General features: G+C 67.3%; 20 protein-coding genes and 1 riboswitch. Of the genes, 12 read left to right on the plus strand and 8 right to left on the minus strand.

Annotated features, from left to right (window positions below; genetic code table 11):
• Window positions 1–374 precede the first annotated feature (374 nt).
• Complete coding sequence (locus QX204_RS17455) at window positions 375–1,085, plus strand: hypothetical protein (RefSeq protein WP_301900792.1); 711 nt, start codon at window positions 375–377, stop codon at window positions 1,083–1,085.
• A gap of 162 nt (window positions 1,086–1,247) precedes the next feature.
• Complete coding sequence (locus QX204_RS17460; RefSeq protein ID WP_301900793.1) at window positions 1,248–1,730, plus strand: NUDIX domain-containing protein; 483 nt, start codon at window positions 1,248–1,250, stop codon at window positions 1,728–1,730.
• A 66-nt stretch (window positions 1,731–1,796) separates the two neighbouring features.
• Here the strand turns inward: QX204_RS17460 and QX204_RS17465 are convergent, their stop codons facing one another.
• Window positions 1,797–3,011 carry an acyl-CoA dehydrogenase family protein gene (locus QX204_RS17465; protein WP_301900794.1) on the minus strand — a complete coding sequence of 405 codons (1,215 nt, stop codon included), beginning with the start codon at window positions 3,009–3,011 and terminating at the stop codon, window positions 1,797–1,799.
• A 192-nt stretch (window positions 3,012–3,203) separates the two neighbouring features.
• On the minus strand, window positions 3,204–3,539 hold the full coding sequence (locus tag QX204_RS17470) for a hypothetical protein (protein ID WP_301900795.1): 336 nt from the start codon (window positions 3,537–3,539) through the stop codon (window positions 3,204–3,206).
• A gap of 306 nt (window positions 3,540–3,845) precedes the next feature.
• Here QX204_RS17470 and QX204_RS17475 point away from each other — a divergent pair, with 306 nt between their 5' ends.
• Entirely contained in the window at window positions 3,846–4,421 is a 576-nt protein-coding gene (locus QX204_RS17475; protein ID WP_301900796.1) for a DUF6968 family protein, read from the plus strand.
• Here QX204_RS17475 and QX204_RS17480 read toward each other — a convergent pair whose 3' ends face one another.
• Window positions 4,422–5,693, minus strand: a complete 1,272-nt coding sequence (locus QX204_RS17480) for a PucR family transcriptional regulator (protein WP_301900797.1) — start codon at window positions 5,691–5,693, stop codon at window positions 4,422–4,424.
• Between the two features lie 467 nt (window positions 5,694–6,160).
• Here QX204_RS17480 and QX204_RS17485 point away from each other — a divergent pair, with 467 nt between their 5' ends.
• Window positions 6,161–6,961, plus strand: a complete 801-nt coding sequence (locus QX204_RS17485; RefSeq protein WP_301900798.1) for an adenylate/guanylate cyclase domain-containing protein — start codon at window positions 6,161–6,163, stop codon at window positions 6,959–6,961.
• Between the two features lie 12 nt (window positions 6,962–6,973).
• On the opposite strand, the gene QX204_RS17490 is transcribed toward QX204_RS17485, so the two are convergent.
• Window positions 6,974–8,227, minus strand: a complete 1,254-nt coding sequence (locus QX204_RS17490) for a PucR family transcriptional regulator (protein WP_301900799.1) — start codon at window positions 8,225–8,227, stop codon at window positions 6,974–6,976.
• Between the two features lie 97 nt (window positions 8,228–8,324).
• Window positions 8,325–8,456: riboswitch (cobalamin riboswitch) on the plus strand.
• A gap of 105 nt (window positions 8,457–8,561) precedes the next feature.
• Here QX204_RS17490 and QX204_RS17495 point away from each other — a divergent pair.
• The 6 genes from QX204_RS17495 (at window position 8,562) to QX204_RS17520 (ending at window position 16,066) form a co-directional block, all read left to right on the plus strand.
• The gene (locus QX204_RS17495; RefSeq protein ID WP_301900800.1) at window positions 8,562–10,088 is read left to right on the plus strand and encodes an ABC transporter substrate-binding protein; all 1,527 of its coding nucleotides are present in this window, start codon (window positions 8,562–8,564) and stop codon (window positions 10,086–10,088) included.
• A complete protein-coding gene (locus QX204_RS17500; protein WP_301900801.1) occupies window positions 10,085–10,846 on the plus strand; it encodes a class I SAM-dependent methyltransferase in 762 nt (253 codons plus the stop codon). Before QX204_RS17495 ends, QX204_RS17500 begins: the two co-directional genes overlap by 4 nt.
• Window positions 10,847–10,851: 5 nt before the next feature.
• A complete protein-coding gene (locus QX204_RS17505; RefSeq protein ID WP_301900802.1) occupies window positions 10,852–11,823 on the plus strand; it encodes an ABC transporter permease in 972 nt (323 codons plus the stop codon).
• Window positions 11,820–12,635, plus strand: coding sequence for an ABC transporter permease (locus QX204_RS17510; protein WP_301900803.1), 816 nt, complete (start codon window positions 11,820–11,822; stop codon window positions 12,633–12,635). The genes QX204_RS17505 and QX204_RS17510 overlap by 4 nt, the downstream gene beginning before the upstream one ends.
• Window positions 12,628–14,184, plus strand: coding sequence for an ABC transporter ATP-binding protein (locus QX204_RS17515; protein WP_301900804.1), 1,557 nt, complete (start codon window positions 12,628–12,630; stop codon window positions 14,182–14,184). Before QX204_RS17510 ends, QX204_RS17515 begins: the two co-directional genes overlap by 8 nt.
• 118 nt (window positions 14,185–14,302) lie before the next feature.
• Window positions 14,303–16,066 (plus strand): ABC transporter ATP-binding protein, encoded by a 1,764-nt coding sequence (locus tag QX204_RS17520; protein ID WP_301900805.1) that lies wholly within the window; start codon window positions 14,303–14,305, stop codon window positions 16,064–16,066.
• 108 nt (window positions 16,067–16,174) lie between these two features.
• Here QX204_RS17520 and QX204_RS17525 read toward each other — a convergent pair whose 3' ends face one another.
• The 3 genes from QX204_RS17525 to QX204_RS17535 all read right to left on the minus strand — a co-directional run bounded on the left by QX204_RS17525 (window position 16,175) and on the right by QX204_RS17535 (window position 19,106).
• Window positions 16,175–16,855: an HAD family hydrolase gene (locus QX204_RS17525; protein WP_301900806.1), complete on the minus strand. Its 681-nt coding sequence runs from the start codon at window positions 16,853–16,855 to the stop codon at window positions 16,175–16,177.
• Window positions 16,852–17,514, minus strand: a complete 663-nt coding sequence (gene ribB / locus QX204_RS17530) for a 3,4-dihydroxy-2-butanone-4-phosphate synthase (protein ID WP_301900807.1) — start codon at window positions 17,512–17,514, stop codon at window positions 16,852–16,854. Before ribB ends, QX204_RS17525 begins: the two co-directional genes overlap by 4 nt.
• A 149-nt stretch (window positions 17,515–17,663) precedes the next feature.
• Window positions 17,664–19,106, minus strand: a complete 1,443-nt coding sequence (locus tag QX204_RS17535) for an FUSC family protein (protein WP_301900808.1) — start codon at window positions 19,104–19,106, stop codon at window positions 17,664–17,666.
• 74 nt (window positions 19,107–19,180) lie between these two features.
• Here QX204_RS17535 and QX204_RS17540 point away from each other — a divergent pair, with 74 nt between their 5' ends.
• Both QX204_RS17540 and QX204_RS17545 read left to right on the plus strand, forming a co-directional pair.
• Complete coding sequence (locus QX204_RS17540; RefSeq protein WP_301900809.1) at window positions 19,181–19,699, plus strand: MarR family winged helix-turn-helix transcriptional regulator; 519 nt, start codon at window positions 19,181–19,183, stop codon at window positions 19,697–19,699.
• Window positions 19,700–19,763: 64 nt separating this feature from the next.
• Window positions 19,764–20,555, plus strand: coding sequence for an alpha/beta fold hydrolase (locus QX204_RS17545; RefSeq protein WP_301900810.1), 792 nt, complete (start codon window positions 19,764–19,766; stop codon window positions 20,553–20,555).
• A gap of 80 nt (window positions 20,556–20,635) precedes the next feature.
• Here QX204_RS17545 and QX204_RS17550 read toward each other — a convergent pair whose 3' ends face one another.
• Window positions 20,636–21,631 (minus strand): hypothetical protein, encoded by a 996-nt coding sequence (locus QX204_RS17550; protein WP_301900811.1) that lies wholly within the window; start codon window positions 21,629–21,631, stop codon window positions 20,636–20,638.
• Window positions 21,632–22,133: the final 502 nt, after the last annotated feature.

Raw genomic sequence — 22,133 nt, forward strand, 5'->3', positions numbered from 1 at the left:
GTCCGAAAACAGAATTCGAGAATTGTCGCGGCGCGCGGGTAAACGTCGCGCTACAAGCGTAGGCTCGATTCGGCGCTCCAGCACAGGCGACAATATTCGCCTCCCGAAACTGTCAGTCGTAAATATCTCGGCAGCAACGGATTACAGCTGGCGGCGGCCCGATCACTGCGATCACCGACAGGTTCCACTCTTCACCGTCTTCGACGAAGCGAGTGAAACATCGGCTCGCCGCTGCACGACGAGCCCGTGAATGCGCCGCGACGCGCTGGGCATTCACCTTGATTCCGACCGTATCGGCCGATCGATGATGCGCGTACCCCCGATGGCCGATTTCCTGTGTCGGCCGCAGCGTTCGACAATAGAGGAGCATTCTTGTGCCGAGAACTCGCAGCGCACGGACCTGTATCGCCGCACTGTTCGGCGGTCTCGTCCTGACCACGAGCACCATGATCGCCGTGGCACCGCCCGCATTCGCCACCTGCAACACCGTGGACGGCGCCGATGGCGCTCCCGGCACCGCCTCGCAGCCTGCGGGCGGCAGCGGCGGCAACGGCAGCCGAGGCACGGCGAACTGTCCGGGCGGTCACGGTGGCCACGGCGGCATCGGCTACGGCGGCGGCGCCGGCGGGGCGGGCGGCAACGGCGGTAGTGGCGGACTCGGCGTTCTGGGTGCGGGCGGTCTCGGCGGCAACGGCGGACTCGGCGGTCCCGATGGCGGATCCGGTGGCGCAGGCGGCGAAGGCGGCAACGGCGGGGCGGGGGCGACCGGCGCCACGGGCACCGACGGGGCGCCCGGCGGCAACGGCGGTGTCGGCGGCGACGCTCTCGCCGTCGACACCGGCGGCGCGGGCGGCAAAGCGGGCAACGGCGGCGACGCCTCGGGCCCGAACAACAGCGGCGGCGCGGGCGCGCGCGGCGGCAACGGCGGCACCGGAGTCCTCGGAACCGGCGGTGCCGGAGGAAGCGGCGGCAACGGTGGCGCCCAGACCGGCAACGGCACCCTCGGCGCTTGCGGCACCGCGGGCAGTGGCGGCGCGGGCCTGGTCAACGGCGCTCCCGGAAACGCGGGCACCGGCGACTGCTGACACCCGACCCATGCCGAACCACACCCACATTCGGGCGGGTGTGGTTCGGCATCGGAGGATGACGCACCGGAATCCGAACGTTTCAGGCAGCGACTCGATCGCGAACTACACCGTCAGAGCGACAGCAAACCTGCGAGTACGGCGCGGATAGTCTTGCGCCTCATGGAATCCGAACGAATCGAAGCCATTACGAACTTCCCACGCAAACGGATGGGGACAGGTGCGTTGTTCGTCGACGAGTTGAACCGGGTACTTCTCGTCGAACCGACCTATAAGGACTATTGGGAGATTCCGGGCGGTGTCGTGGAGGCCGACGAGTCGCCCTATGCGGCCGTTGTGCGGGAAATCCGCGAAGAACTCGGCCTCGACGTCTCGCCGGGGCGTCTGCTGGTGGTGGATTGGGTTGCGCCCGGTCTATATCCCGATGATGGAGTCATGATGATCTTCGACGGCACAGTGCTGACAGCCGACCAGATCGCGGCGATCGCTCTTCCGGCGGACGAACTCAGAAGCTGGGCATGGTGCGATTCCGCTGAGGTCGCAAACCGCTTGCCGGACGTCATGACTCGCCGCGTAACGGCGGCGCTTCGCGCCCGTAGCGAGCGGTCATCAGCGTACTTGGAGGACGGAAACGACATCGCCTGAGATCGAGAAACAGCCGCGGCCTTCCCGATGTCCCGCTCGGCGGCGAACCCGCCGGTCAGGAAAGCGTCAGGGAAGAAGTCCGAGGGACGTGCGTCCGATGACGTCGAGGATGGCGTCGGAGTTGGGGGGATGGAGTTGTCCGGTGCGTACGTCGCGGTAGAGACGTTCGAGTTCGTTGCGGCGACTGACCGACGAAGCGCCGACCACCTGGACGGCGATGTCGACGACGTTCTTGGCTGTCCTGGTGGCGAATTCCTTCGCCGAGAACAGACGCGGCACCGTCCAGACACCGAGATCGACACCCGCGTCCGCGTCCCGAGTCGCCGTCTCGAGCAGTGCGTACGCGGCATCGAGTTGGATTTCGGCTTCGCCGATCTGACGCTGCACGGCAGGTTTCGCGGCATGGGCGTCGATGCCGGGGACCAGCGACGAGCGTGTGCCCGCGTGCAGGATCGCGACATCGAGCGCCCGCCGGGCGATCCCGAAATAGACATTGGCCAGCAGCGGTAGATACCAGCCGAGAATGCCGTTGATCAGCGGCGGGTAGGCGCCGCCGGGCGCGTGCGTTCCCGCGACGGTCACGGCTTCGGCGCGGGCATTGTCGAAGATGGTGTCGTCGCTGCGGGTCGCCCGGACCCCGAGGGTGTCCCAGGTTTCCTCGGTGCGCACTCCTGGCTGATCGCGGGCGACGAACAGGTGCACGATGCGCGGGTCGGCCGGGTCGGAATCGTCGCGGGCGTGGATCCCCACCGAGGTCCATACCGGCCCGAGCGAGGTGAAGGTCTTGCGGCCGTCGATGAGGTAGGAGCCGTCGGGCTGTGGTCGGGCGGTTACCACCGAATCGTCCAGTCCCACATCGTTTCCGCGTTCACCGTGACCGGCCGCGAACACCTCACCGTCGCGGACCGCGCCGAGCAACCAGCTGAAGTCCTCGGCGCCGGAGCTGGTCAGCGCGGCGGCGGGCCCCGTCCAGTACAGGTGCATATTGACAGCGAGCGCGGTCGCGGGCGCCCAGTACGCCAATTGCCTTTGCTCCCTGGCCACTTCGCTCAGCGAGAGTCCTCGACCACCGTACTGCGGCGGCAGGGCGGCGCGCAGATACCCCGCGTCACGCAGTTCTTCGAAATCCTCGGTGAAGAAGGTGTTCGCGGCGTCGTAGGTGGCCGCGCGGGCGTGGAACCGGTGGTAGTCCTCGGTGCTGAAGAAGGCACTCGGCGCGGCGGTGGCCGAGAGCGGGGAGGTGGAACTGGCAACGACGGTGGGTGTGACGGTGCTGGTCATCGCTGGTCTCCCGAGGTTCGCCTAGCGGCGAGATCGATGGGTTACGCGCATCGGCGCGACTCCGAATGCCGGCAATTATCGCGGGCAGACGGGGCTGGGAGAAGCAATAGAATCGGTCCGATCTCATCGCGGCGGTCGGTCGAAGTCAGCGCCGACAGGTCCTGTTCGGATGCTGCGACTTCGAGCGCGTCGTCACGAAAGTGGCGGCTGGAGATGATCCTTCGCGAATGCCGCGGTCACATAATCGACGAGATGAAGACGGAGATCGGTTTGCCAATCGGCGGAAATATCGTCGAGGACCACACCGAGAGCCTTTTCGACTTCATTCAAGACGAAGGGAAGCGGAATGCGTTCCTGTGAACAGACCTGTACCGCGTATTCCAATTGATCGACAACGTCGTGGAGATGAGCGGTCTCGCTGTCATATGACTCGACATTGAAATCCGAGCCGTGTTCGAGATTCCAGCCGACCTGATCATCGCCTTCGCCATCGAGCGATCGCGGGGTATTGCTCATGTACTCGTCCATCGACCCCCCTGTCGAACTTGTTCTGTGCCGGTGGTCAACTTACCGAATATTCGCAGAAAACGGTTGGCTACCGCGGAAGTTTAATGGCTAATTAGCGGCTATCGGTGGCGCATTTGTGAGCCGTACCAGCGGGCATGCCACTTGTGTGAGATAGATAACTGTCCGAAGAGGCCGGTTGAGGACTGGGCACCCATCCATGTACCAGTGCACAGCGAACTCCGTCGGCGTTGTGAGCGTCGACCAACCTGTTCCCGATGGGCGGCATCGCACGCGACCCGCGCCAGCGACGACCATCAGGAGGATCTTGTGACCAGTGCACTCGACGAGGTAACGATAGCCAGCATCCTCAAGACCGGCGAACGAGAGCTGCGCATAGAGGTCGCCGATCCTCGACAGGACCACACGACGCACCGCTGGCAGTGCGTCTACCGCGTCGAAGGCGTCCGAGCGCGCAGAGCCCACGGCCCGGACCGGCTGGCTGCCATCTACGCCGCACTGATCGATATTCCGAACGCGGCGGCCCGAGTCGGCTCGGCAGGCCGACCGTCCGACGCGGACCTATCGAGAGAACCCGAGGCTCCTCCCCTACGTATCGGCGAGGCCGCCGGATCGGCGACGAAGGCCAGGGCGTTCGGTTCGCCGCTGGGGGCGCGAGCCGTCGACACCCCCGCGGGGCCGGTGGTGATCACGATCGGACGGCCCCGCCAGGACCCCGACCGTCCCCAGACCTACCTGTGCCCGTTCCGTATCGATGAGCGCACCGAAGCCTTCGCGCAGGGATTCGACGGGGTCACCGCGGTGATGGCGGCGATCCGCGATGTGGGCGCCATCCTGGGAATACCGCAGGACTGGCCTATGCCGGGCGCACCGACCCGCAGGTGATCAGCAGGCCTGCGCGGCTGGCGCGGCCTGGTCAGGGTCGCCGCGCTCGACCGACTCTTGCTCGCCGACACCGATCATGCGGGCCACGAGGGCAGAACGCAGGCGCCAGACCCCGTCCGAGTGCAGGGGGTCCAATCCGGTGATCTCGGCGATCTTGTTCAGCCGATAGTCGACGGTGTTGGGGTGTACGTGCAGTACATGCGCCGTGCGCAGGCGCGTGGAGCGGGTCGTGAGGTAAGCCTTCAGCGTCTCCAGCAGCACCGGATGCTTGTCGAGTGGGTCCAACGTCGCGGCAAGGTAGCGCCCCGCCGCGCCCGGCCTGGACAGCTGATACTCCAGTGACAGGCCCTCGAAGCGCTCGAGCCCCTCGCGGCGCAGTCGACGCATGATGTCGAGTACCGCGTGCACGCGCTCGACCGCTTCACGAATGCCGCCGATTCCCACCGTCACGAATGTGGCGCGTACCCGCGTCCGCGCCGCGGCGACGAGGTGCTCGACGAACTGTTCCGCCGCTGCGGGGTCGAAGTGGTCCTGCGGAATCAGCAGGGTCGCGGTGCCGGCTCCCATCTGCATCAACGCGTGGTCACCACCGAGGCGCGACACCTCGGCTCTGACTCGGCGAACTGTTCGCGAGGAGATGATCTGGCGATCCGGGTGTGGCTGCGCCTCTTCCTGGTGTGGCACGAACGCCACGGCGAAGACGACGTAGTTCTCGGCCAGCCGCACCCCGCAGGCACGGGCCATGGCCGGTGTGGCGTTCCCGGCCATCACGGCCGCGGCCAGGGCGTCGGCGTCGTCATCCACGGCGGCTCGCGTCTGTCCCGAGTACGCCTGTGCGATCGCGGCAGCCAATCGGCTGGACAGCCCGACGAACACGTGCGCCACGTCGGACACGGCCACCTGGTCCCCGGCGGACCCGGCCTGGGCGGCGAGATGGTCGAACACCATCCGAGTGCCGGTGTGCACCGCCTCGAGCATCGCGTCGATGGGGACACCTTCCTGTGCCCATTCCAGGACGCCGAAACGGACATCGTCCAACGGTTTCGAAGCGTCCGCGCCGGTCAGCAGTCGCGCGGTGAGCTCCAGGCACGCCTTCACCATTGCGGTGACATCGCGGCGCAGGGCCGCCAGTGGCACTCTGGCGGGCAGCGCGCTGTCGACGACGAATCGGCTCATGATCTTGCCCGAGATCGTTGACGCCGGGGGAAGGCAGTCGACCGCGGGCCGACCTCCCACCGTCACGATCCGGGCCGACAGGATGCTGTCGGGCATGGGCACATTTCCTACTTTCCGGTGTTTGCGCTCCATCGTGCGGTCTCGGTACCCCGCGTTCCAATGGCGATTCGCACCCGAATCGAATCCGCGTTGTGCACTATGCATCACCGGTACTCGATCATGGACACCACCTGTACACCGAGATGGTATCGAATCGACCCGACGGCCGCAGTTCGTGTCACCTCGGACGCGACCTCCGCCAGCGCTCGCGGTCACGGGACACACCGCCACCCGGGTTCACCCACTGAGGGCATTGCAGCTGTACAGGCCTCGGTTCGACGGGAGGTTGGAGTCCGACCGCGTGCGCCACGCAGGCGCCACCGCATGCTCCGCAACGACGGCGAGCAGCGAGCACACCGTTTCGAATTCGAGTGAACACATGTGTACTATTTTGCCGTGACAAGCTCGGGCGCGCAGCCGCTACAGGGTTCGACCAGCAACGCTACTCCGCCGAGGTTCGCCCGATGACTACAGTCGTGATCACCGTGCTCGCACTGGTCGCCGTCGGTGAAGCCGCCGGTTTGATCACCCTGTCGATCCTGCTTGCCCGCAGCCGGCGACAACGCAGATCCCCGCGTCGGTCGACGACCACGCAGCGATTGATGGTGGGCGGTCGCGAAGCGGTGCGGACGGCCTGGCAGGCCGCGGACCTGGTGCGCGCCAAAGGCTTTCGCGCCGCCGTGCTGACCTCGATCGAAGACCTCGCCGGCTGGGCACGGGTCGAGCGCCCCGACCTGGCACGGCTGACACCGGACGGCAACGTCGTGATCATGTTCTCCGACATCGAGCAGTCGACCGCACTCAACGAACAACTGGGCGACCGCGCCTGGGTCAAGCTGCTGGATCGCCACCACCGTCTCGTCGAGCGCTGCGTGCGGGACCAGGCAGGCCACGTGGTCAAGAACCAAGGCGACGGGTACATGATCGCCTTCGCCGCGCCGGAGCGGGCGGTATCCTGCGGACTCGCCATCCAGGCGGCGCTGACCAAGGACGCCGAATCGTCGCGCGGCGACACCGATTTCAGAGTCCGGATCGGCATCCACATGGGGTCCTCCGTCCGCCGTGGCGACGATCTGTTCGGCCGCAACGTCGCCATGGCCGCGCGCGTCACCGCGCAGGCCGAGGGCGGCGAGGTCCTCGTCAGCGAGCCGGTACTGGAAGCCATCGGCAGCACGACAGATCTCACGATCGGGACCCCTCGGGACGCCACCCTCAAGGGCCTGCGCGGCACTCATCGCCTCACCCCGGTCTGCCCGGCGCAATAGACCGTGGCGAGCTCACATCGGCTGTGGCGTGCTCTGTCGCCAGTACAGCGCGTCCAGCGCGACCGCGACGTGCACGCTGTTGTCCGCCAGGGGTCGAGGCAACAACTCGTCCGCGCGGGCGAGCCTGCGCAGAATCGTGTTCCGGTGGGTGAACAGGCGGGCCGCGGCGCGCGTGGCGTTGCATTGCTCGTTGAGGTAGACGAGCACCGATTCGCGCAGTTCGCTGTCGGCATGTTCCAGCTCGCCGAGGGTGTACTTGATGAAACGGTCCGCCTGAGCGCCGTTTTCGGTGATCAGCGAAGTCAGCTGCACTTCACCGAAGGTGACCAGACGCCGCGTGCTGTGTGGGCGAGCGAGGATCCGGTGCGCGGCCTGAGCGTCGAGGTGACTCGTCCGGAAACCCGCGACGTTTCGACCGGTCGAGCCGATGGCGATTCGCACCCCGGGAATATGGTCCATCGCCTCGGTCAGGATCGCGAGATCGGGAGGCGTCGGGCCCGGCACCCACACCCACAGGGTGGCCGCGCTGGCGAGCAGACTCAGTGCCGTCGCCGCACCGGTGGCCTGCGCGAGTGCCCTGGTCACCCGATGCGGTTCCTCCAGTTCGGCACCGGGAATGCCACTCCAGGCGATGGCCGCGGTATGGGTCGTATCGAGCCGGTAGCCGAGCCTGATCGAAGCACGCTCGACATTGATCGGTTCGCCTTCGAGGATGAGCGAGATCATCTCCCGCCGTTCGGCATACGAACCGCGGGCCAGCTCGTCACGCTCGTCGTCGATGACCTCGGTGATCGCCTCGACGGTGCCGTCGACGAAGTCGGCTATCGACGCGGCGGAAACCTCGAAGACCTCCTGGAGCTCGAACGGCTCGGTCGTCAGGATGAAGATGATGGACATCCACCGCCGCCAGGCAACGTCTTGACCGACGCGATAGGCCTGGAGAGCGGCCTCGTTCAAGCCGCGGCGGACCAGGTCGCGCACGATGGCGATCTGGTCGGCGCCGAGGTTGATCGGCACCGGCATCCCCGGATCGGCCACGTTGGCCGATGCCCAGTGCAGCAGGTTCGCACGATTGACGCGCCGCACTGCCTCGGCCAGCAACGGATCCCCGGCGATGGCGCGCAGGCTGGTCTTGAGCAGCGTGGCGTCGTAGAGCTCGTCGAGCCACTCCTCCGGCGCGTTCAGCGCGATCTCGGCACCTTGGCGGATCACTTCACGCGCGCGGTCGGACAGGCGTCGATCGAACAGACCATCACCAGAATGCACCCCGTCATTATGCAACCCCCGGTCCGAGTTCCCGCGAGCCGAATGGCGGTGACCGGTGACGGCGCCCGACGGGCGCGTCCACGGGTCCGTACCGACACCGGTTTTCACCGGTGTGCGTAGGATATCGCCTGTCCGTAGGGAAGACCGGTGTGAGTCCGGGGCTGTCCCGCAACTGTGAGGCTCGTCCGCGAGCCGAAGCCAGATACCTGCGGATGAACTGTTGAAACGGTCGTGATCACGTGGGTATTGATCGATGCGCCGAACCGAGCCACACCGGTCGTGGCTTGTTTCCGCATGTCTTCGTCGCGTGAGAGCCAACGCGATAGGAGCCTTCATGCAGCCACCGAACCTGCGACGCCGCACATTCCTGCTCGGTGGCGCACTCGCCGCGGGCACCGTCCTCGCCGGGTGCAACCGGTCGACGCCGTCCGGGAACTCGGTCGACACCTTCACTGCCGCCTTCCAGGGCTCGGGCGCCGGCGAGGGCATCGATCCCGGCGTGAACACGCTGTTCATCGACGAAGCCCGGATGAAATCGGTCTATGACGGATTGTTCGAGATCGACGAGACGATGACGCCGATTCCCCGCCTCGCGACGGCGGCCGAGCCGAACGCCGACGGGACCCGGTGGCGCATCTCCCTGCGAGATGCCGCCTGGCACAACGGAAAAGCCTTCGGCGCCGACGACGTCCTCTACACCTTCGCGCGGGTGCTCGGCCCGCCGCAGCGTCGCCCGTTCATCGCCGCCTCGTCGCTCGACAAGGTCGACCTCGCCCAGAGCCGCGCCATCGATGCGCGCACGGTGGAGATCGTGCTGAAGGAGCCCTCTTTCGAGTTCCTGATCGCACTGTCGGCCTACGGGACGAAGATCGTGCCGAATGGGGCGACCGACTTCGAGCGGCCGGTGGGCACGGGTCCGTTCGTTTTCGACTCCTTCACGGCTGGAAAGGAATTCGTAGCAACCGCCAACGATCGCTACTGGGACGGCGCCCCGTCGATTCGTCGACTTCGCATCGTCAGCGCGGAGTCCGACGCCCGGCTCGCGGCGGTGCAGAGCGGCGAGATCGACTACGCCGACAACCTCACGCCGTCGGCGGCACGGACCCTGCAGGGACGACGCGGCGTGACGCTCGCGGCCACCCCCAACAGCGGCATCTACTTCTTCGCCATGAAGACCGACCGCGCCCCGTTCGACAATCCTGATGTGCGCCGCGCGGTGATGCGGATGCTCGATCGCGACGAGTTGGTCAAGGTGGCGCTCGAGGGCAACGGCGAGATCGCCAACGATGTATTCGGCAAGGGGTTCCAGTACTACGCCGACCTGCCGCAGCACAGCTTCGATCCCGACGAGGTGGGCCGGTTGCTGCGTCGCGCCGGGGTGCGTGAGCTCTCGTTCGACCTCTTCACCGCGCCGGTCGCGCATGGATTCGTCGAGTCGGCACGACTTTTCGCCGAGCACGCGAGCCGCTGCGGGGTGAAGGTCAATGTCGTGCTCGGATCGAAGGACACCTATTACACCGACGCGCTCAACACCGGTCACCTCACGATGGGTCAGTCCGGGCCATTGCCCGTTCCGAACCATTTCGCGTCGCGCCTGCTCACCGGATCGCCACAGAATCGGACGAAGTGGTCCGATGCCGAATTCGACGCACTGTATGTCAAGGCGCAGTCGACCCCCACCGAGGAAGGGCGGGCGGCGATCTACCGCACGATGCACGAAATCCTCTACGACCGGGGTGGATTCGTATTCTTCGGCAACACCGCGTGGAACAGCGCCGCGGGCGATCGCTTCGAGCGACTGCCCGCGGCGGTGCCGAACTCGCACGGCTGGGCCCGATTCGACGAGGTGAGCGCGCGATGACCGGACTCGACGCCGCGCGAGCGCGGTATTGGATCGAACGCTGGGACCGCCAGCAGGAGCACTACATGCCCGACCGTGAGCAGCGATTCGAGGTCATCGGCGATGTGGTGCACGAACTGGGTGGCCGCGAGGACCTGTTGATCGTCGATCTGGGGGTCGGCCCGGGAACGCTGTCGCAGCGCCTCCTCGACCGGTTCCCCGCCGCTTCCGTTGTCGGCGTCGACGCCGATCCGCTGCTGCTCGGCCTCGCCGACCTGGCCTACGATTCCCCCCGCTTCCGGACAGTGTTCGCCGACCTGCGGCGGGAAGGCTGGCTCGACGCCCTCGACCTTGACCGGGTCCCGGACGCGTTCGTCAGCACCACCGCCCTGCACTGGATGAATCGGGATCCGTTGCGAGACTTGATCAGGACCTGCGCGCAAGCGTTGAAACCAGGCGGGTTGTTCGTCGACGGTGACCACCTCTACGAGGGCCCGGCCGGTCCCAGGCTCGACGCCCTCGGCAGATCGATGACCGCGCGCCGCGCCGAGCGGCAGGGAACCGCCGCCGCCGAGGACTGGGCATCCTGGTGGGACGCGGTGAACCGGGCGCCCGAACTCGCCGAGCTGGTGCGACTGCGAAACGGCGGATTCGAGCACACCGTGCGCGATCGCCCGACCGTGCACGACTATGTCGCCTTCGCCCGAGACGCGGGATTCGCCGAAGCCGGAATCGTGTGGCAGTACGGCGACGACCGTGTCGTGGTCGGTATCCGGTAGCGTCCGTGCGCGTTTCGACACCGTTCACCCGATTCCTGGTGCGCCGCGCCGTCATCGGCGTCGGGCAGCTCGGTGTGCTGCTCGTTCTGGTGTTCGTGTTGTCGCTGCTGTTGCCCGGCGACGCCGCCGATGTGCAGAGCAACGATGTTCTCGGCGACGAGCAACGCGCGGCGGCCAGGCACCTGCTCGGCCTCGATGTCGCACCGGTCCAGCGGTTCCTGGACTGGCTCGCCGGCGCCGTGACCGGTGACTTCGGCGTGTCCTACGCCAACGGACACCCGGTCGGCGAGGTGATCGCCGACCCGTTCCTGACGACCGCGCTGATGGCTGTGCTGGCATCGGCGCTGTTGGTCCCCCTCGCGGTGACAGCGGGTTTCGCCGCCGGGTCGGCGCCGGGATCGTGGTGTGATCGGATCGTCAGCGCGATCAGTATCGGGTTCGATTCGGTTCCGGACTTCGTACTGGCGGTGTTGCTCGTCAGCTACGTCGCCATCGATCTCGACCTGCTGCCTGCCACCTTCCTCGGGACCGACCTCGACACCCTGCTCGACCGGCCGGAATACCTGGTGCTGCCGCTGATAGTCATGGTCGCGCGCGTCGCCGCTCCCCTGGTGCGGCTGGTCCGTGCCGGTGTCATCGATGTGATGGATCAGCCCTACATCGCGCAGGCCCGTCGGCTCGGCGTCGGCCGGATGTCGCTGCTGGCGCGCCATGTAGCGCCGAACGCGCTCGCACCGGCGATGCAGGAGCTCGGGCGCACCGGGGACGGATTGCTGTCCGGCGTGCTCATCGTGGAGGCCGTGTTCGTGGTACCCGGCGTCGCCTCGGCACTCATCGGCGCCATCGGCAACCGGGACGCCCCGGTCATCCTCGCGATCGTCGCGATCACCGGGGTGGTCGCGATCGTCATCAACACCCTGATCGACATCGCCGGGCAACGCATGGTGCCGGTGTCGGCCGAAGGTGTGGGCCGATGACCCCGCGCCGCTGGATCTTCAGCGTCCTCGTCGCGGTGCCGGTGCTCGTCGCGGCCGCGGGACCGTTCCTCGCCGCGGGGGCGCCGCAGCATCGCCAAGCGCCGTTCGGGCCGTCGCAGTGGTCACCGTTCGGCACCGACCGGCTCGGGCGCGACGTGCTGGCCGCGGCCCTCAGCGGCGGACGGACCTTCCTCGTCGTCGCCGCTCTCACCGTCGCGATCGCCTATCTCGTCGGGTCGATGATCGGTGTCGCGGCGGCCGCCGCGCCCCGCGCGTGGGTGGACGAACTGTTGATGCGCCCGATGGATGTGCTGCTGTGTCTGCCCTCGTTGCTCATCATCATGGTCGCCGCCTTGCGGACCCGTGGCTCCGCCGTCGCGATCGCGTGCGCGATCGGGTTCGTGCTCGTCGCGCCGATCGCGCGCTTCGTCCGCATGACGGCCAGAGGGACAGTTCGCAGTCCGGTCATGGACGCCTTGCGCATGCAGGGCGAGAGCCGCGCCTTCCGATACGGCAAATACGCGATCGTCGCGATGTCTCGGCCGATCGCGGCCGATCTGGCGCTGCGATTCACCGCGGCCGTGTATTTCCTCGCCTCGGCCAACTTCCTCGGTCTCGGCTTCGACACCACCTCCACCGACTGGGCCGTGTCGGTAGCGGCGAACAAGGACGCACTGACCATCGCACCGTGGTCGGTGGCACTTCCGGCGCTGTTGATCGTGGCGCTCATCGTCGGAGTCAATCTGCTCGCCGACGACTTGCTCGCCGACCCACGCACCCGCGCCGCACATCGGACCACCCGCGATGTCTGAGCCGCTCATCGCGGTACGTGGGCTTCAGGTCACCGCGGGCCATACGGTTCTCGTCGACGAGGTGAACCTCGACGTGCACGCCGGCGAGATCGTCACCCTGTTCGGTCCGTCCGGCGCGGGCAAGACCACCATCGCTACCGCGATCGCGGGCGTCGCCGTCGCGGGAAACGTTGTCGCGGGCAGCATTCGGTACCGAGGTCAGCGCGACAGTGTCCGGATCGGCTACCTTCCCCAGCACGCGGCGTCCACCCTGAACCCCGCACGCAGGATCGGTACCGCCCTCGCCGAACTGGCGCGACTGCGCCGACGTCAGCTCGGGTTGCCGCGCACCGACCGAGTCACCCTGCGCCGCCACATCGCCGACATCCTGGCGGCCGCGGCGTTCGAGGTGTCCGACGACGCCCTCGGCCCTCTGCTCGGCAAGTATCCGTTCCAGTTCTCCGGTGGCGAACGCGCTCGGCTCGCGCTCGCGCAGGTGTTGATGTCGGATCCTGATGTGCTCGTGGTGGATGAACCGACCGTCGGCTTGGATCCGCTCGGACGGTCCGCCCTGCTCACCGGACTGGAGAGGCTGCGAAGCACGAACAAGGCGGTCGTGCTCGTCACTCACGACACTGTCGCCGTCGACCGAGTCAGCGACCTGACCCTGTTCGTGCGCGCGGGTCGGCTCCACGGCAGCGGGCAACCGGTCCCGTCGGCCGCATCGCCCGAACGACGTGCGTCTCCGGATTCACCACCGATTCTGCGACTGCGCGATATCACCGTCTCCCAGCGACGTTCGCGCGTTCTGCAGAATGTCGATCTCGATCTGCATCGCGGCGAGATGGTCGCGATGATCGGTGTGTCCGGGGCGGGCAAGTCGACAATCGGGCGCACTATCGCCGGGCTGGTCACTCCGGACAGCGGCCGAGTCGTGCTCGGCGGCGTGCCGCTGGGGCCGCTCCGTCGGCGCAGCCGCGCACACATCGCCGCGGTGCAATACGTATGGCAGGAGTCGGCACCCTCGTTCGACCCCCGGCGCACGGTTCTCGACCAGGTCGCGGCCACCGCTGTCCGGCTGCGCGGAGTCGACCGTGCCGCTGCCCGCGAGCAGGCGCGAATACTGTTGCGGGACCTGGATATCGACGCACAGCAAGCACTGCGATACCCCGCCGGATTGTCGGGTGGCCAGCTTCAACGCGCCGCCCTCGCGAGAGCACTCGGCGCCGAACCCGAGGTCCTGGTGTGCGACGAGATCACCACCGCGCTCGATGCGCCGCTGGCCCGACGGATCCTCGAACACCTCGACCGCTACCGGCACCGAACCGGCGCGGCGGTGCTGGTGATCAGCCACGATCTACGCAGCCACCTCGACCGCGCCGACCGGATCGTCATGGTCGACGGCGGGCAGGTCATCGAGACCGGCACCCCCTCGGATACGCATCGCCCGGATGTCCACCCGGTCCTGTCCGAGTTCCTGGCCGCCGACGACCCGAATCACTCAGCCGCCGTGCGTATTCCGAACTATCAGTCGGCTCGCGAGGAGACGGTGAAGGCTCAGCCGACCTAGCGAACGACGATCATTCGACAACCGTTCCCGTCAGTACGCTCCTCGGTGGCGAACGCCTTCGGACAGCGTTCGACGCGGACGTAACCGCCCTCGCCGGACAGTGGTGTTCACTGTTGGCATGGCTGGTTCACGTGCTGACAGTCGCGAGCGGCTGCGCATTCTGTGGTCGTACGCGAGGCCGCACCGCTCCACGCTCGTGGTCGGTGTTCTGCTCGGCTTGACGGCGACCGGTGTCACGCTGGCTACACCGCTGGTCACCAAGGGGGTGCTCGATACCCTCGGGACCGATGCCGACCTGGTGCAGCCCGTCTGTCTGCTCCTCGGGCTGCTGGTGATCGGCTCGCTGGCGGGATTCGCGCAGAACGTCGTGCTGGGGCGGCTGGCCGAGCATGTCGTGCTCGACGCGCGGAAATCGCTGATCGAACGGTTCTTCCGCGCCAAGTTGGAACAGATCCAGCGCTTCACAGCCGGCGAGTTGGTTACCCGGGTCACCAGCGACACGGTGCTGCTGCGTGAAGCATTGACCACGAGTGTGGTCCAGGTCGTCAACGGCGTCGTCGGCCTGGTCGGGACGGTCGTGCTCATGGCAGTTCTCGACCTTCCGCTGCTGGCGACGACCCTGACCGCGATTGTCGGGGTGGCGGTGTTGCTGGCGGTGCTCATGCCGAAGATCGGTGAGGCCGACAAGCGCTCCCAAGACGCGATCGGCGAACTCGGCGGGACCCTGGAAGGCGGCCTGCGCGCGCTGCGCACGGTGAAGTCCTCGCGGGCCGAGACACGCGAGATCCAGCGCGCCGAGCAGAAGGCGACCACCTCGGCCCAGCACGCGATCCGGTCGGTCTGGATCACCGCGACCGCCTGGACGATCGCGGGCGGCGGCATCCAACTGGCCATTATCGCGATCCTCGGTATCGGAGCATGGCGGGTCAGCCTGGGCGAGCTGACGGTGTCCACCCTGGTGGCGTTCCTGCTGTACGCGTTCAACATCATCGAACCCATCTCCAGCCTGACCATGGCGTTCACCCAGCTGCAAACCGGCCTGGCCGCGGCTGCCCGCATCCAACAGACCCAGCACCTGACAATGGAGGACCTCACTGCCAAGCCGCCCGTCTCGACGTCGGCACCGTCGGAGCCGACCGACCCGCCCCGCGTGGTTCTCCGCGAGGTGACCGCGGGTTACGAGGACGCCGAAACCGCAGCCCTGAACAGGGTGAGCCTGGAGATCCCCCGCACCGGACACATCGCACTGGTCGGACCTTCAGGAGCGGGAAAGACCACGATATTCTCGCTTCTGCTGCGGTTCATCGACCCCCGATCCGGGTCCATCGAACTCGACGGGGTGCCCTATAGCAGCCTCAGCATCGATGAGGTCCGTTCCCGCATCTCCTATGTCGAGCAGGAGACGCCGATCGTTCCCGGCAGCGTCCGCGACAACGTGCTGTTCCGCTTCGACGACGCAGACGACGAGGACGCCTGGCAGGCTCTGGACGCCGTCGGCCTGTCGGAGAAGATCAAGAGCTTGTCCGAAGGGCTGGACACCCAGGTCGCCGCCACCAGCCTCTCCGGCGGCGAACGCCAACGTCTCGCCGTCGCCAGGGCACTCGTGCGACCGCCCGAACTGCTGCTGCTCGACGAGGCAACCGCGCAACTCGACGGTGTCACCGAGGCCGCGATCCAAGCCGCGATCAGCGCTATCGCCGGCAACGGCGCCGTCATCACCATCGCCCACCGACTGTCCACCGTCATCGACGCCGACCAGATCATCGTCTTCGACCACGGTCACGTACGCAATCGAGGAACACACCACGAACTGCTGGAACGCGACGAGCTCTATCGCAAGTTCGTCACCGCACTACGCATCAACACCACTGCCACCTTCTAGGCGACCACGAAGTAGCCGAGACCCGGCGTGCTGATCTTCGGCTCGGGACAATTCGGTGTACGGACACACCCAACGCTCCCGTTGACGACGTCGGGGACCAGGGTCGCGTCAGCGGGCGATTGTGCGGGCCGGTTCGGTGAAAATGCTGTTCAGCCACCGCTGGGCGTGGTCGGCATCGGGGGCGAGATGCTCGGCCAGCGCGGCAACGCTCGGCGACAATGTGGGCGCCCAACTCGGAATCGCGAGCACCCGCATCCCGGCGGCATGCGCGGACCGAACCCCGGCCACTGAATCCTCCACTGCCACACAGGCGTTCGGTTCGACTGCCAGTAGCGCGGCGGCGTGCAACCAAGGTTGCGGGTGAGGCTTGGTATGCACCTGATCCTCTCGAGCGACCACGACCCGCAGGGACCGGCGCAGCCCGAAATGGTCGAGGGCCGCCGCGACGAACCGCCGTGGAGAGGCCGACACAACACCGGTCGCCACCCGGCTCGTGGCCGTGGCCAGCAGTACGTCCACCCCGGGCAGCAACTCGATACGACCGGCCTCGACCTGGCCGACCATCGCCTCTACGCAGTCGGTGACGACCCGATCGACCGCGTCGATACCGCACACCCGGGCAAGGTAGCGAGCCCAGTCGCCGTGGCCGTGCGTGCGGTGGCGGTCCGCGTCGGTCCAGGTGTGACCGTGATCGGCAGCGTAGTCGGCCCAGCAGCGGTCCCAGGGTTGCATGGTGGCGGCCAGCGTTCCGTCCAGGTCGAACAGGACGGCTTCGACGCGATCGCTCATGCCGGTCGGGCGCCGTTGTCTCGACGACAGCCGCGGGCGATGAGTTGTTCGATCGAAATCAGCTTCAGCCCATGCAGATCGGCGAAGGCACGCAGTGCGGGCAGCCGCATCACCGCACCGTCGTCGTGACAGACCTCGCTGATCGCCGCCACCGGTGACAGCCCCGCCAGTCGCATCAATTCCACGCCCGCTTCGGTGTGGCCTTGGCGCGCCGCGAGTCCCCGCGGGTGCGCTCGCAACGGGAACACGTGCCCCGGCCGTTGCAGGTCTTCGGCCCGGGTGGCGGGGTCGGCCAGTGCGCGCAGGGTCGCGGCCCGATCGGCCGCGCAAATGCCCGACACCACACCCGCCACCGCGTCGACGGTCACGGTGAACGCCGTCTGTTTGCAGTCCTGATTCGCCGCGGTCATCAACGGCAGCCCCAACAGCTCGGCCCGCTCGACCGACATCGGCGCGCACACCACCCCACCGGTGTAGCGAATGAAGAACCCGAGCGTCTCGGGGGTAGCCAGTTCGGCGGCCATGATCAGGTCGCCCTCGTTCTCGCGGTGCTCGTCGTCGACCACGATCACCGCCCGTCCGGCGGCGATGTCACTGATCGCGTGGTCGAGTTCGTCGAAGAGATTCGCTCGGTCCTGGGTACTCGCTGAAACGGTCATCGTGGTAATCCTCCGCCCGGTCGTGGAATGAATCACGCACTCAACACAGCAGACGAGAATAAAAACCATGATCATTATGAGCCTACGTTCGAGGTTTACGCCAGCGCACCTCGTCGACCGCGGAAAACCACCGGGCCGACCTCTGCGACTCACGCGACCGAGGATGCCGGCAGGTGCTGTCGGTCGGTGCGACTGATGGTCACGGCCGCCACGACGACGCCCACCGTGACGCCGATCAGTGTGTCCACGATCCGGCTGATGCCGATCTCGGGCGAGAGGTGCGCTCCGAGGCCGACCATGAGCAACGCCATCGGCGTCACCGACAGCGAGGTGAGTGCGTAGTTCCGGGTGGCCGCCAGTTCGGCGGTCACCTGCAGAACCACGATCATGACCACCGTCGGCCAGTACCCGAGACCGGCCGCGATCAGCAGCGCCCCGATGACCGCGCCGCCGACGTTGCCGAGCAGACGCTGGATCGCCCGTTGCACGGTCAGCGCGTACGAGACGCCCTGCATGGCGGCCATCGCACCCATCGACGCCCACAGCGGATGGTCGAGACCGGCCGCCGCGGCGAACCACCCCGCGCCGGCCGAGGCGAGGGCGATTCGCGCCGCGTTGCCGAGAACCACGCGCGAGCGCAGTCCGGACAGACCCGTTGCCACGAACCCCTCCGGCCGCGGCAGCGCGGACACCTCGACCGGCGCGCCGTTGCCGAAGATCGCGCTGCGACGCTTGATCTTGCGCAGTTCGGCCTCGTGACGTGCCACCTCGAACACCCGTGCCGGGTCCCCCGCCGCCCACTCGTCGAGCGCGGTTTCCGCCTCGTCGAGCAGCGCGATCAGCTCACGGTGGTGTCCCGAGTCATTTCCGCGAACGCCGCTGAGCGCCACCTTCTCCCGCGCCTGCGCGATCGCGACGCGGGCCGGTTCGACAGACCCGCCGCGATCGAGCGCGGCCACGGCCGAGAGCGCTCGCGCCACAGCCAGTCGGGCCGGGCCGAGCGGCAACACCAGCAGCGGGGCCGCTTGCGCCAGCAATCCCACCGTGGCACCGATCGCCGCAGCGAGGCACACCCGGCCTAGATCGCCGATCGTGGTCACATAACCGACGGCAGCGGTGGCCGCGAAGACGAGAATCACCGGGCCGGGGCCGGTGATCCGGAAGGCCGACACCGATATGGCCGCGACGGCGGCACCGCCGGACATCAGCGCGACCTCGGACCGGATCGGCAGGTGTGCGAGGGCGAGCAGCCCTCCACCTGCGACGAAAGCGACAAGCAGCCCGCCGACGAGACTCACCTTGGCCGCGACCCGAACCATCGGCTCGTGCCGCGCGAAGGCCGACGCCAGCGCGCCGAGTACCGCGAAGCCGGCGTACTGGCGCAGGTCGAGGAGACCACAGCCGACGAACACCAGCGCGGCGGCGGCGCCGACGCGCATCGAGGCCGCCACGGTCGCGTCGGCGGGCCGCACCTCGAGCGCCCGCCGCCACGTGGAGACGGCGACCGAGTGTGCCAGCGCGCCACCGGAGTGCCGCAGCCGAGTCGGCGTGACCGCGGTCGAGGTCTGCAGGTCGGGAGTCGCGGTAGGCACGGCTCCATCCTAAATCTATTTTACTTGTAAAACATATCTGAAATAATGTGAACCCGGTCGCCTAGGATGAGCGCATGGGCGACACCTCCCCCGACTTCGTCGACGGCGTCCGAGCCGAATGGGCCCGGACCTATCCCGCGATGGACACCTCGACGATCGAGGTACTCGGGCGCATCAACCGGATCAGCTCGCTGGCGCTGCACCAGCTCGATCGGGCGCTCGCACCGAGGGGCGTCACCCGCGGCGACTTCGAGATTCTGTGCGTCCTCGCCCGCGCCGGGCGCCCACTGCGCGCCAGTGAAGTGACCTCGCGAACCATGACCAGCGGCGCGGCGACGACCAAACACGCCGACCGGCTGGCGAAGATCGGCCTGCTCGAACGACTGCCGTTCGAACGGGACGGCCGAGTGGTGCTGCTCCAACTGACCGCGGCCGGACGCGAACTCGTCGATGCCGAACTGCCCAGCCGCGTCGAACGGGACCGTCGGCTGCTGGAGGGACTCGACGAGCAGGAGCAACAGACCCTCGTGGCTCTGCTACGGCGGGTGTCACGCAACACCGACGCGGCCTCCTGGCCCACCGCCGAATACTGAGATCTCACGCAGCCTTCGTCAGCTGACCACGTGCGCTGCCTCTTCACCGATCCGAAGGACGACCATGCCCAGCAACATCCCACTACTACTCCTGCACGGCGTCACGATGTCCGAACGCGCCTGGACCGAGGTAGTTCCGCTGCTGACCCCACATCACGAGATCATCAGCCCCACCGCGCTCGGCCATCGCGGCGGGCCGCCCGCGGTCCTGCGCCCGGCGCGGTGCGCCCACCTCGTGGACAACGTCGAACGCGACCTCGATGCCAGGGGCCTCGGCCAGGTCCACATCGCCGGCAACTCCCTGGGCGGCTGGATGGCCATCGAACTGGCGCGCCGCGGCCGTGCTGTCACCGTCTGCGCCTTGTCCCCGGCCGGGTTCTGGGACTCGGGCAGTACGACTCATTCCGATTCGACCGCCAAGATCGCGGGCGGACTGACACTCGCGAAGCTGGGACGACCGCTGGCGCCCCTGGGGCTGCGTTCATCGCTGGTCCGGCGGATCGTACTGCGCGACATCGCCATTCACGGCGACCGCGCCACCTCCACAGCCGCCCTCGACATCGTCCGCGATCTGCTCGAGTGCACGGTGACCGCGGACCTGTTGAGCACCGACGAACAGATCGCCCCGCTCGACCCACTCCCCTGCCCGATCACGCTCGCCTGGTCCGAACACGATCGAATTCTGCCTGCCGCGATCTACGGCCCCGTCGCCCGGCAACGCCTACCGGCCGCGCACTACCGGATCCTGCCGGGTGTCGGTCATGTCCCGATGGTCGATGACCCACACCTGGTCGCCGCGACCATCCTGGAAACCACCGGGGCGATCACCGGTCGAGGCGTGGATTCGATGAGATGAAGGTGGTCGTGGCTGCCCGGTAATTCGGTCTGCGGTCGCGCCGGAGTCCGAGGTGAGCGAGAAAGTGCCCGATATCGAGGTCATTGCTCGATCTCCGGGCACTTCCACCTGTCGTAATTCGCGTAGTCGGCCGTTGCGAGAGCCCGGTAGCGGGTGGAGGTGATTCGCGAAGAGTCGTCGAACCTGACGATGAGGCTGTAACCGTTCTCCGGTGACCATTTGACCGGCACGAGCACAACGCGATCCGGGCGTACCTCCAGCGTGCGGAAACACTCGTACCGATAGTGGAACCTCTGTCCCGCGACGACCGGAAGCATTGTCTCCCTGAGGAATTCGGGGGGCGCGTATAAGCGTTCGAAGGTGTCGAGGACGACAACGGTCTCGCGGCGCCAGAGCCCGGCCGCGGTGTCTTTCGCCGCGTGCAGGCCGTGGTCGGTCGCGAAGATGTTGGTCAGCCAGAACAACGCCAGGATCACCGTGGCGCCTGCGGCTACCTGACTGGCACGTCGCACGGACGTCGAGGGCCTGGGGGACGACAGTGATCGCACCTGTCTCACAGCCCAGCCGCCGACGATCAGTAGGCAGGCACCGATTCCGAGCGCACCCGGGGTGAAACCGACGAAGTCGACGAGCACCAGTCCCGGCGCGGTGACTCCCAAGATGCCGCGAGCGGTCAGCGCGATCCCGAGTGCCACGCAACCCCACGCGCAGCAGCGGACGACGCGGGGGTGTCGGCCGCCATGGATCGCGCGGTCGGCGTATTCACGTACCCATACCGAGACCCAGTACAGCGCGAGCAAGGCCACGATCAGCGGATACAGCACACTCACGCTGCGCATCACATAGTCGGCGGACGTGAGCCCGAGCGCGTTGGCATCGACCCCGAAATACCCGTAGTACTTGCGCGCGGCCACCAGTCCGAAGTAGAAGCAGAGGCCGGTGATCACGGTGATGGGGGCGAGGATGTTCGCGACGATGCCCAACCACTTGTCGATCGCCACGGTCGAGGACGGGTCGGTCGTCTGTGGGGTCGTCGCGGTGGTGGGCACCGGCGGTGGCGAGGGACCAGAGGTCATGACGGTGGCATCGGGACGGTGGGGTTCGATGACAGCTCCGTTCGAGTGAGCGGAGGCGTGGTGGTCGGGCCGAGGGGAAAGGGACCGGCCGACGTGGGTCGCGCCCCCGTAGAGCGGGTCTGCATCTGCAACGAGGACGGTTCGGGCCAGCCTGAATCGTCGGGTGGACCCTGCGATGGCGATCCAGACAGTTCAGGCAGGTCCATCGACCCCTGCGGTGGTGTCGTGCCCGGCGTCACCGTGGGGGCAGAGGTGGTGCGCAACGGTGCCTCGGCAGGACCGGGGTTGTCGTCGGCGCAGGCAAGGAAAAGCAGCGTGGACACTGTTAGCGCGAGCGTGCACAGCGCGAGCGCCACATGCCGTCCCAGCCCGATCAACCGCATCGCGAACTCCTATCGCGTTCAGATCCGTCCACCCGATTCTCGGCAGTCCTCTGATTGATCGGAACGAGTATCGGACTACTCGAATGTCTTGTGTTCGGGGTGAGCACAAATCTGTTCGA

Origin of the sequence: Nocardia sp. PE-7, from assembly GCF_030486425.1 — a bacterium.
Classification (GTDB): Bacteria; Actinomycetota; Actinomycetes; order Mycobacteriales; family Mycobacteriaceae; genus Nocardia; species Nocardia salmonicida_A.

Bases quoted from the DNA above. Each gene is read 5' to 3' on its own strand.
- QX204_RS17460 (WP_301900793.1), top strand. From the start codon at position 1,248: ATGGAATCCGAACGAATCGAAGCCATTACGAACTTCCCACGCAAACGG.
- QX204_RS17465 (WP_301900794.1), bottom strand. From the start codon at position 3,011: ATGACCAGCACCGTCACACCCACCGTCGTTGCCAGTTCCACCTCCCCG.
- QX204_RS17470 (WP_301900795.1), bottom strand. From the start codon at position 3,539: ATGGACGAGTACATGAGCAATACCCCGCGATCGCTCGATGGCGAAGGC.
- QX204_RS17480 (WP_301900797.1), bottom strand. From the start codon at position 5,693: ATGCCCGACAGCATCCTGTCGGCCCGGATCGTGACGGTGGGAGGTCGG.
- QX204_RS17485 (WP_301900798.1), top strand. From the start codon at position 6,161: ATGACTACAGTCGTGATCACCGTGCTCGCACTGGTCGCCGTCGGTGAA.
- QX204_RS17495 (WP_301900800.1), top strand. From the start codon at position 8,562: ATGCAGCCACCGAACCTGCGACGCCGCACATTCCTGCTCGGTGGCGCA.
- QX204_RS17500 (WP_301900801.1), top strand. From the start codon at position 10,085: ATGACCGGACTCGACGCCGCGCGAGCGCGGTATTGGATCGAACGCTGG.
- QX204_RS17510 (WP_301900803.1), top strand. From the start codon at position 11,820: ATGACCCCGCGCCGCTGGATCTTCAGCGTCCTCGTCGCGGTGCCGGTG.
- QX204_RS17515 (WP_301900804.1), top strand. From the start codon at position 12,628: ATGTCTGAGCCGCTCATCGCGGTACGTGGGCTTCAGGTCACCGCGGGC.
- QX204_RS17520 (WP_301900805.1), top strand. From the start codon at position 14,303: ATGGCTGGTTCACGTGCTGACAGTCGCGAGCGGCTGCGCATTCTGTGG.
- QX204_RS17525 (WP_301900806.1), bottom strand. From the start codon at position 16,855: ATGAGCGATCGCGTCGAAGCCGTCCTGTTCGACCTGGACGGAACGCTG.
- ribB (WP_301900807.1), bottom strand. From the start codon at position 17,514: ATGACCGTTTCAGCGAGTACCCAGGACCGAGCGAATCTCTTCGACGAA.
- QX204_RS17540 (WP_301900809.1), top strand. From the start codon at position 19,181: ATGGGCGACACCTCCCCCGACTTCGTCGACGGCGTCCGAGCCGAATGG.
- QX204_RS17545 (WP_301900810.1), top strand. From the start codon at position 19,764: ATGCCCAGCAACATCCCACTACTACTCCTGCACGGCGTCACGATGTCC.
- QX204_RS17550 (WP_301900811.1), bottom strand. From the start codon at position 21,631: ATGACCTCTGGTCCCTCGCCACCGCCGGTGCCCACCACCGCGACGACC.